The following is a 9,351-nucleotide window of genomic DNA, read 5'->3' on the forward strand; positions in this document are numbered from 1 at the left end:
GTCCCGGACCGGGGCCTTTTGCGTACCCGGAGACTTTTACGGCCATCGGCCCTGGGGTCGGTCCGGGGAACGGACTGGTGGCGCCGTCACCACTTCCCGGGTGGCAGGATAATCGCATGACTGGCAACGAGGCATTCGACTCCATCGTCGTGGGTGGCGGGCACAACGGGCTGGCGGCCGCAGCGTACCTGGCCAAAGCGGACCAGCGCGTGCTGGTGCTGGAAAAACTCGAGCACGCCGGCGGTGCCGCGGTTTCAGCCCGGGCGTTCGACGGCGTCGCGGCGCACCTTTCGCGCTACTCCTATCTCGTCAGCCTCCTGCCGCAGCAGGTCATCGATGACCTGGGCCTCCGGATCCGGCTGGCCCGTCGGCGGTTTTCGTCCTACACACCTGACCCGTCGCACCCAGGGCGGGGCCTCCTGATCGACAACGGCGACGCCGCCTCCACCGCGGCGTCGTTCGCAGCCATCGGCGCCCCGGAGGGCGAAGCGGAGGCCTTCGACAGCTTCTATGCCAGTTGCCGAAAGCTCACCAAGGCGCTCTGGCCCACCATGACCGCCCCGCTGCAGACCCGCTCGGAGGCGCGGACACGGGCCGCAGCTGCAGGGGCCACGGAGGCATGGGAGGCCGTGATGGAACGGCCCATCGGCGACGCCATCGCAGGCGCCCTGCAGCACGACCTGGTGCGTGGCACCGTCCTGACCGATGCCCTGATCGGCACGTTCGCCCGGGCCGGGGAGAGAGACCTCCAGCAGAACATTTGCTTCCTGTACCACCTGATCGGCGGCGGCACGGGCGACTGGGACGTGCCGATCGGCGGCATGGGGGCGGTGTCCGGGGAACTGGAGCGGGCCGCCCGTGACGCGGGCGCCACCGTCCTCACCGGCGCTGAGGTGACGGCGGTCGACGCCGCCGGACGCGTGAGCTACCGCCGCGCCGGCCGGCAGCACGAGGCCACAGCAAGCTGGGTGCTCGCCAACGTTGCCCCTGCCGTCCTGGACCGGCTGCGGGCTCCACGGGATGCGTCCGACGGCGGGCCCTCCAACCCGAACCACACCCGGGAAGGGGCGCAGGTCAAAGTGAACCTGCTGCTCACCCGGCTTCCGCGCCTCCTCGACCAGTCTGTCCGCCCCGAGGCCGCGTTCGGCGGGACCTTCCACGTCAACGAGTCGTGGGAGCAGCTCGACAAGGCGTATCTGACCGCGGAATCCGGCTCCGTTCCCGAGCCGCTCCCCTGCGAGATCTACTGCCACTCGCTGGCGGATCCCAGCATTCTGTCCCAGGAACTGCAGGCCGCCGGGGCGCACACCGTCACTGTGTTCGGGCTGCACATCCCGGACCGCCTCATCACCGACGAGAACAACGATGCCCGGCGGGCAGAGCTGCAGGCCGCCGTGCTCCGGTCCCTGAACTCGGTGCTTGCCGAACCCATCGAGCCGCTCATCATGACCGCACCGGACGGCAGCCCGTGTATCGAAACCAAGACGACGCTGGACATCCAGCGCGCCGTGGGAATGCCGCGGGGCAATATTTTCCACGGCGGCCTCGACTGGCCGTTCGTCGAGGACGGCACTCCGCTGGACAGCCCGGCCCGCCGCTGGGGCGTGGCCACCCGCGATGAGCGCATACTGCTGTGCGGCTCCGGTGCCCGCCGGGGCGGGGCGGTCAGCGCCATCGGAGGGCACAACGCCGCCATGGCCGTTCTGGAAATGGCCCGTGGCTCATGAGCGGCGTCAACGGTAACGGCCCCGACGTGCCCGCGCCTGAGTCGTCCGGGAGCACGCCTGGGTCTTCGCAGCCGGCGGCTTCGCCGCCTGCGGCACTGCAGGCGTGGAACCCACAGTTGGCCCTGCTCGTGGCGGCGACGTTCTTCATGGAATTCCTGGATGGCACGGTGCTGGTCACCGCCATTCCCAGCATCGCCGGTGACTTCGGGGTGGCGGCTGCCAGCGTGAACATCACCATGACGGCATACCTGATGACGGTGGCCATGGGCATACCGCTCAGCGGCTGGCTCGCCGAACGGTTCGGCGCACGCCGCATCTTTTGCGCGGCCATTGCACTCTTTACCCTGGCGTCCCTGCTCTGTGGCCTGAGCCAGGACCTGACCATGCTCACCCTGAGCCGCGTCCTGCAAGGCGCCGGCGGGGCCATGATGGTCCCCGTTGGCACCCTCGTTGTGCTCCGCGGGACGCCCAAGTCGGAACTGCTCCGGGCAACAGCCTTCCTCGTGTGGCCCGGGCTCCTGGCCCCGGTGCTGGCACCGCTGGTGGGCGGGGCCCTGACCACATATCTGTCCTGGCACTGGATATTCCTCGTCAACCTGCCGCTGGGCGTCGCGGCTTTCCTGGCGGCCCTCCGCCTCGTGCCCACGGTATCCGGTGACCGGAAGCGCAGGCTTGACTGGCTGGGGCTGGCCCTCACCACCATCGGCGTGGGCGCCTTGGTGGTGGGGCTGGAACTGGCCAGCGGCCACCCGGAAGGGCCGTGGACTCTGCTAAGCGTGGCGTCCGGGGCGGTGGCCCTGGCTGCCGCGGTGCTGTGGATGCGCCGGGCGGCCCATCCGCTGTTCGACCTCACCGTATTTTCCACGCGGACGTTCCGGGCAACGAACACGGGCGGTTTCATCTACCGGCTGACCATCAGCGCCGTGCCCTTCCTCCTGCCGCTGATGTTCCAAGAAGGCTTCGGCTGGAGTCCCCTGCACGCAGGGATCATGGTGGCGGCCGTGTTCATCGGCAACATCGGCATCAAACCGGCCACCACGCCGCTGATCCGGCGTTTCGGATTCAAGCCCGTCCTCGTCTTTGCGTCGCTGGCGTCAGCCGTAACCTTCGCCCTCTGCGCCCTGCTCACCGCCGGCACGCCGCAGCCGCTCATCTTCGCGCTGCTCGTGAGCAGCGGCGCGTTCCGCTCGATCGGCTTTTCCGCCTACGCCTCGGTCCAGTACGCGGACATCGTCCCGGCCCAGCTGACCTCGGCCAACGCGGTCTCGGCCACCCTGGTTCAGCTGGCCACCGGGGCGGGCATCGCGGTTGGCGCCCTGCTCCTTCGAGTGTTCGACGCGGTTCCGCTGCTTGCCACCGGCCCGGGCGGGCTGCTGGGTTCCCCGCCGGATGCCGGGGTGGCCGCCTACCGCGGCGCATTCCTTTCGCTCGCCGTGCTGATGCTCCTGAGCACGGCGGACAGCCTCATGCTGCACCGCCAGGCCGGTGCGGAGGTCAGCCGGCCTGGGCCAGCACCAGCGGCAGAACAGCCCCGGCGCCGGCCCGCCTGAGGGCTCGGCCCGCAACGGTGACGGTCCAGCGGCTGTCCACGAGGTCGTCGATGAGCATCACGCTCTGGCCTCCAAACCCCGCCAGGGCCGGCTCCAGGTCCTGCCCTACAACAAGCCGGTCCCATACGCCGGCCAGCCGGTAGGCGCTGTTGCCGCCGCGGCCGCCGGTTGGCCCGCCGTGCTCCATCTCCAACTGGCCCAGGTACGGAATGCGGCCGATCTCAGAGATTCCCCGGGCCAGTGATTCCACGAGTGCCGGCTTGCCCCGCGAGGGCAGGCTGACAATTGCCGCCGGCCGCCCTGCACCGCTCCAGCCCGGAGCACGCGAGTCACCGGCGCCCCATTCGCGGAGCACCTGGACGCAGGCCTGCAGCATGCCCGGATCCACGGCACGGTCCGGGGCGCCCGCGGCGAAGAGCTCCCGAAGCGCCCCGCCCCAGCCCAGGTCTGTCAGCCGGGCAAGCACACGGCCCTCCGCCAGGCTTTCGTCGGGCTTGATCTTTCCCTTGACCGGCACGCCCAGCCGGTCCATGCCGCTGGGCCACTGGAGGCGGGGTTCCAGCACCATGCCGGCACGACTGAGCCTCTGGCCGGCAGCCTGGGTCGCCGAAGACGCGACATCCGCGGAGAACCACCGGCCCGCGCAGTTGTCGCAGCGGCCGCAGGGCGCCGCCGTCTCATCATCGAGCACCGACGTGATGTACTCCATGCGGCATCCGGCGGTGTCCTGGTAGATCACCATGGAATCCTGCTCATCCACCCGGGCTTCGGCGATCCGGCGGTAGCGTTCGGCGTCATAGGACCAGGGCTGGCCGGTGGACCGCCAGCCGCCGCCCACGCGCTCCACGGCACCGTCAACGGCCAGCACCTTCAGCAGCAGTTCCAGCGGTGTCCGGCGCAGGTCCACGCGCGCTTCCAGCGCCACGGTGGACACAGCCGTCCCGGCCTCAGCCAGCGCCGTCAGCACCGCCGCGGCCTTGTCCTCCGAAGGCATGGAGGCCGTGGCGAAGTACTGCCAGATGTCCCTGTCCTCGGACCCGGGAAGGAGCAGCACGTCCGCGTTGGCGGCGCCACGGCCGGCACGTCCCACCTGCTGGTAGTACGCCACCGGGGATGACGGTGCCCCGAGGTGGACCACGAAGCCGAGATCGGGCTTGTCGAAGCCCATGCCCAGCGCGGACGTGGCCACGAGCGCTTTGACTTCGTTGTCTTTCAGGAGCTGTTCTGCCCGTTCGCGGTCAGCGGGATCGGTGCGGCCGGTGTAAGCCAGCACTTCGTGGCCGGCCTCGGCCAGCAGCCGGGCCGTGTCCTCGGCCGCAGATACGGTCAGCGTGTAGATGATGCCGCTTCCCGGCAGATCCGCCAGATGGGTCAGCAGCCAGCCGAGTCGCTCACGGGAATCCGGCAGCGCGAGCACTCCAAGCCGCAGGGACTCCCTGCCGAGGGAGCCGCGGATGGTGAGCACGCCTTCGCCCAGCTGCTCTTCAATGTCGTGGACCACTCGGGAGTTGGCCGTGGCGGTGGTGGCCAGCACCGGAACAGTATCCGGGAGCTGGGTGATGAGGTCCGCGATCCGACGGTAGTCGGGCCGGAAATCGTGTCCCCAGTCCGAAATGCAGTGGGCTTCGTCGATGACCAGGAGCCCGGTGCGGCTGACGAGCTCGGGTAGCTGGTGTTCCCGGAAGGAGGGGTTGGTGAGCCGCTCGGGTGAAACGAGCAGGACGTCCACCTGGTCCGCCGCGAGCTGCTCGCGCACGGTGTCCCATTCAAGCTGGTTGGCCGAGTTGATGGCGACGGCCCGGACCCCGGCACGGGCGGCGGCGGCAACCTGGTCCCGCATCAGCGCGAGCAGCGGCGAAACAATAAGCGTGGGACCTGCCCCGCGCCGCCTGAGCAGCAGCGACGCCACGAAGTAGACCGCCGACTTCCCCCAGCCCGTCCGCTGCACCACCAGTGCCCGCCGGCCGCCGTCGACCAGGGCCTCGATGGCCTCAAACTGGCCGTCGTGGAAGTCGGCTCCGGAGTGGCCGACGAGCTCCCGCAGCACCTCCAGCGCCTGGCCACGGGTCCCTGAAACCGCTGTTTCAGTCCCGGAAGGATTGCCGGACGCTGTACTGGATTCGGACGGAAGGACTGCGGCGTGCTGGTTATTGGCCATTGATTCAGTATCCCAGTCCCCTCTGACACCCCAAAGCGCGCTGCCGGCCATGTGGACAACGCACCCCCCGCATCCGGTGAGACCCGCGCTTCGGCAAGCTGCGGATTCGTGACTCGTCCTCCCCAGACAGCTTGGCGCCGCAACGTAAGATAAATCCCGTGACTAGCAACCAGACCAATATTTTTGACCTTTCAGCCTCGTTCAAGGCGTATGACGTCCGCGGCATCGTGGGCGACTCCATCACGGCTGAAATCGTCGAAGCCGTGGGGGCCGCCTTCGTCGACGTGCTGGGCCTGGAAGGCCAGACGGTCCTGGTCGGTGGCGACATGCGCCCCTCCTCCCCCGAGTTCAGCAAGGCCTTCGCCAACGGCGCCGCCACCCGCGGGGCCGATGTGCAGCTGCTGGACCTGATCTCCACGGATGAGCTGTACTACGCGTGCGGCGCCCTCAACGCCGCCGGCGCCACGTTCACCGCCAGCCACAACCCCGCCGAATACAACGGCATCAAGATGGCCAAGGCCGGAGCCGTGCCCATCTCCTCCGAATCAGGGCTCAAGGAGATCCAGGCCCTCGCCGAGCAGTACCTCAACGCAGGCTCCATCCCCGCTGCCGCGAGCCGCGGCCAGATCGGCGTCCAGGACATCCTCAAGGGTTACGCCGAGTACCTGCGCACGCTGGTTGACCTCTCCGGGTCCCGCCCGCTGAAGGTGGTGGTGGATGCCGGCAACGGCATGGCCGGGCTCACCACCCCCGCCGTCCTCGGCGACACCCTGCTGCCGAAGCTGCCGTTCGACATCATCCCGCTGTACTTCGAGCTGGACGGATCCTTCCCGAACCACCCGGCCAACCCGCTGGAGCCGGAAAACCTGCGCGACCTGCAGGCCGCCGTCGTCGAGCACGGGGCGGACATCGGGCTGGCGTTCGACGGCGACGCGGACCGCTGTTTCGTCATCGACGAAAAGGGCCACCCTGTGTCGCCGTCGGCCATCACCGGCATGGTTGCCCGCCGCGAAATCGCGCGCGCCAAGGCCCAGGGCGAGGAAACGCCCACCATCATCCACAACCTGCTGACCTCCCGCGCGGTGCCCGAACTCGTGGCGCAGGACGGCGGCCGGGCCGTCCGCACGCGCGTGGGCCACTCCTTCATCAAGGCCGTCATGGCCAAGGAAGGCGCCGTCTTCGGAGGCGAACACTCCGCCCACTTCTACTTCCGCGACTTCTGGAACGCAGACACCGGCATGCTCGCCGCAATGCACGTGCTGGCTGCACTGGGCGAGCAGGACGGCCCGCTTTCCGAGCTCGGCCGCGAGTACGAGCCCTACGTTTCCTCCGGCGAAATCAACTCGGAGATCGAAGACAAGGCCGGCGCCGTGGAGCGTGTCCGTGCCGATTTCGCCGGCGAGGACGTCACCGTGGACACCATGGACGGCAGCACCTTCACGGCAGCGGACGGCAGCTACTGGTTCAACCTGCGCCCGTCCAACACCGAGCCATACCTGCGCCTCAACGCCGAAGCCACCGACCACGCCACCATGGAGCGCGTCCGCGACCGCGTGCTCGCCCTGGTCCGCCGCTAGGACCAGCAGTGGCAGAAACAGCACCGCAGCCGGGACATTCCTGGCGGACATCAGTTCCGGAGGCCACCGCCACCGATCTGGAAAACCTGCTGGGCACCGGCATGGGGGCAGCGCAGGAGCAGCTGGAGCGCAACGGCGGATTCCTGCCCTTCGCTCTGGTGGTGGAGAACGACGGCGAAGTCCGCCTGGTGGCGGTCTCGCCAGCAGATTCTGCTGACGGCTCAGGCGACGGGTTCGATGCCGACGGAATGATCAGCGACATCACAGAGCTGCTGCGCCAGAACCGCGATGATTTCCGGGCCGCCGCGATCGTCTGCGACATCACGCTGGTCGAGGAAGGCTCTGATGCCATCCATGTGGCAACGGAGCACCGCGACGGCGCCGTTTTCGCTGCCGTACTGCCGTATGTTGCACAGGAGTCCACCCGGGAATGGGTATTCGGCGAACTCAGCGCAGACTCGAATGAACCAGTCATCTGGGTGGACTAGCGCGGGCATGTGCGGAGGTCAGTTGCACGGCATCAGTAGGCTTAGGCCATGAAAATCAACGCCTTCGCGGACGTCAGCCTGCGCGCCCTCATGGTGCTGGCGGCCGCGCCGGAGGCCGACCTCCTCACGACCCAGAGCGTGGCGGACGCCGTCGGCACGCCCTACAACCATGTCAGCAAGGCGATGGCCAAGCTGCGCATGCTGGGACTGATTGACGTTGAGCGCGGGCGCAACGGCGGCTCGCGGCTGAGCACTGCGGGGCGCCGCGTCACGGTGGGCCAGGTCCTCAGGCATCTTGATACCCGCGAGGACCCCGCGGACTGCATCGCGCCGGGCGGCCCCTGCCCGCTCATCAGGGACTGCCGGCTCCGGGGCGCCCTTGCCCGCGCCCGCGAGGCGTTCTACCGGGAGCTTGACGACGTGGTGGTCGCCACCCTGCCCGCCTCAGCCCAGATGACGCCGGTCTTCCAGGCGATCGGCATGCGCCCGGGGCTCTAGCGGGCGTCCTGCCTCTCGGATTTGGAGAATCATTTCTACAGGGTGTAGAAGTTAGGTATGGATATTGGCCTTTCAAATACCAATATTCACATCTCGGTCCGGACGAAGGCCCCGGGCCACTACCTCAGGAGTACACATGCTCTCGGACAAATCACGCCCTGTCATCGAGGCCACGCTTCCACTGGTCGGCTCCCGGATCGGCGAAATCACGCCCAAGTTCTATGCCCGGCTTTTCGCCGCCCACCCCGAGCTCCTGGACGGCCTGTTCAGCCGCTCCAACCAGCGCTCCGGCAACCAGCAGCAGGCCCTCGCCGGCAGCATCGCCGCCTTCGCCACCCACCTCGTCAACAACCCGGGCACGCTCCCCGAGACGGTGCTGTCCCGGATCGCCCACAAGCACGCTTCCCTGGGCATCACCGAACCGCAATACCAGGTGGTCTATGAGCACCTGTTCGCTGCCATCGCCGAGGACCTGGCCGGGGTCATCACCCCCGAAATCGCGGAGGCCTGGACCGAGGTTTACTGGCTCATGGCGGACGCCCTGATCAAGCTGGAGAAGGGACTTTACGCGGCGCAGGCCAACGACAGGATGTGGATGCCGTGGCGCGTTGCCGCAAAAGCGCCCGCAGGCACCGGTGCCATGACCTTCACCCTGGAACCGGCAGACGACACTCCCGTCACCCCCGCGCTTCCGGGCCAGTATGTCAGCGTGAAGGTCCAGCTGCCGGATGGCCTCCGCCAGGTGCGCCAGTACTCCCTCTCCGACGACGCCGGCACCCGCCGCACGTTCACCGCCAAACTGGACGACGGCGGCGAGGTGTCCCCGGTGCTGCACAGCGGGGTCGGCGTCGGCGACATCCTGGAAATTTCCAACCCGTACGGCGAGATCACACTCAAGGACGGCGACGGGCCGGTGGTACTGGCCTCGGCCGGAATCGGCTGCACCCCCACGGCATCCATCCTCCGTTCCCTGGCCGAAGCCGGATCGGACCGCGAAGTGCTGGTGCTGCACGCCGAAAGCACCCTGGACAGCTGGGCCCTGCGCGGGCAGATGACCGAGGACGTGGCACGGCTGGAAGGCGCCGACCTCCAGCTGTGGCTCGAGCAGCCGCAGGCCGGGTCCAAAGCCGGCTTCATGTCGCTGCGCGAAGTGGACCTGCCGGCCGACGCGTCGCTGTACCTCTGCGGCCCGCTGCCGTTCATGAAGAAGATCCGCAACGAGGCAATCGACGCCGGCATCCCCGCCACACAGATCCACTACGAGGTCTTCGGCCCCGACATCTGGCTCGCCTCATAGGGGCAGAAGCGGGGACGGCCACATAAGCCCCCGGGGGGGTAGTTTGCCGTGGCGCC

General features: G+C 68.5%; 7 protein-coding genes. 6 read left to right on the top strand and 1 reads right to left on the bottom strand.

What is annotated here, in order from left to right:
- Window positions 1-116 precede the first annotated feature (116 nt).
- Window positions 117-1,727, top strand: coding sequence for a phytoene desaturase family protein (locus JYA52_RS06035; RefSeq protein ID WP_205652293.1), 1,611 nt, complete (start codon window positions 117-119; stop codon window positions 1,725-1,727).
- A complete protein-coding gene (locus tag JYA52_RS06040; protein ID WP_205652294.1) occupies window positions 1,724-3,277 on the top strand; it encodes an MFS transporter in 1,554 nt (517 codons plus the stop codon). The genes JYA52_RS06035 and JYA52_RS06040 overlap by 4 nt, the downstream gene beginning before the upstream one ends.
- Here the strand turns inward: JYA52_RS06040 and JYA52_RS06045 are convergent.
- Window positions 3,222-5,435, bottom strand: coding sequence for a RecQ family ATP-dependent DNA helicase (locus JYA52_RS06045; RefSeq protein ID WP_205652295.1), 2,214 nt, complete (start codon window positions 5,433-5,435; stop codon window positions 3,222-3,224). The two genes, JYA52_RS06040 and JYA52_RS06045, sit on opposite strands and share 56 nt — an antisense overlap.
- A 158-nt stretch (window positions 5,436-5,593) precedes the next feature.
- Here JYA52_RS06045 and JYA52_RS06050 point away from each other — a divergent pair, with 158 nt between their 5' ends.
- From JYA52_RS06050 to JYA52_RS06065, 4 genes are all read left to right on the top strand, one after another.
- Entirely contained in the window at window positions 5,594-7,012 is a 1,419-nt protein-coding gene (locus tag JYA52_RS06050; RefSeq protein WP_205652296.1) for a phosphomannomutase/phosphoglucomutase, read from the top strand.
- 8 nt (window positions 7,013-7,020) lie between these two features.
- Window positions 7,021-7,500, top strand: a complete 480-nt coding sequence (locus tag JYA52_RS06055; RefSeq protein ID WP_205652297.1) for a hypothetical protein — start codon at window positions 7,021-7,023, stop codon at window positions 7,498-7,500.
- A gap of 48 nt (window positions 7,501-7,548) precedes the next feature.
- Window positions 7,549-7,998 carry an RrF2 family transcriptional regulator gene (locus tag JYA52_RS06060; protein ID WP_205652298.1) on the top strand — a complete coding sequence of 150 codons (450 nt, stop codon included), beginning with the start codon at window positions 7,549-7,551 and terminating at the stop codon, window positions 7,996-7,998.
- Between the two features lie 136 nt (window positions 7,999-8,134).
- On the top strand, window positions 8,135-9,295 hold the full coding sequence (locus tag JYA52_RS06065; protein ID WP_205652299.1) for a globin domain-containing protein: 1,161 nt from the start codon (window positions 8,135-8,137) through the stop codon (window positions 9,293-9,295).
- Window positions 9,296-9,351 lie beyond the last annotated feature (56 nt).

It is taken from the genome of Arthrobacter pascens (assembly GCF_017052465.1).
Lineage (GTDB): Bacteria > Actinomycetota > Actinomycetes > Actinomycetales > Micrococcaceae > Arthrobacter > Arthrobacter pascens.

What these genes read in the sequence shown, in the direction of transcription:
- JYA52_RS06035 (WP_205652293.1), top strand. Translation starts at nt 117, where the DNA reads ATGACTGGCAACGAGGCATTCGACTCCATCGTCGTGGGTGGCGGGCAC.
- JYA52_RS06040 (WP_205652294.1), top strand. Translation starts at nt 1,724, where the DNA reads ATGAGCGGCGTCAACGGTAACGGCCCCGACGTGCCCGCGCCTGAGTCG.
- JYA52_RS06045 (WP_205652295.1), bottom strand. Translation starts at nt 5,435, where the DNA reads ATGGCCAATAACCAGCACGCCGCAGTCCTTCCGTCCGAATCCAGTACA.
- JYA52_RS06060 (WP_205652298.1), top strand. Translation starts at nt 7,549, where the DNA reads ATGAAAATCAACGCCTTCGCGGACGTCAGCCTGCGCGCCCTCATGGTG.
- JYA52_RS06065 (WP_205652299.1), top strand. Translation starts at nt 8,135, where the DNA reads ATGCTCTCGGACAAATCACGCCCTGTCATCGAGGCCACGCTTCCACTG.